The sequence below is a fragment of the Paenibacillus sp. BJ-4 genome, from assembly GCF_020404765.1.
Lineage (GTDB): Bacteria > Bacillota > Bacilli > Paenibacillales > Paenibacillaceae > Paenibacillus.
Genome location: NZ_JAIVEM010000104.1, coordinates 1 through 267, shown reverse-complemented (window position 1 = coordinate 267; position 267 = coordinate 1). Strand labels below are relative to the sequence as shown.

1 pseudogene is annotated in these 267 nt (G+C 50.2%); it reads right to left on the bottom strand.

Features of this window, described 5'->3' with window-relative positions:
• Window positions 1–267: pseudogene (locus LCF57_RS17785) on the bottom strand (IS5/IS1182 family transposase); the annotation flags it as partial.

Below are 267 nucleotides of genomic sequence, written 5' to 3'. Positions count from 1 at the left end.
CTTTTTCTTCGTTCACTTCCTCTCGGGATTTTAGCGCTTTTTTCCATGGTTTCTCCGGTCTTCCGTCACCGCTGCGTTGAGCTCGTCCATGTAGTCCTTGGTATTCTGCAGTACCTGTTCTTTGGTGTACTGGTGTTTGTTCGCATTCGCTTTCACGTGCGCCGAATCGGTCACCAGAACGCGTCCGCCCACCATCCGGTGTGAGATCGCCTGCAGGACAATTTCATCGAAAATATCTTGAAAGATCGTGGTGTCCTTAAAACGGGT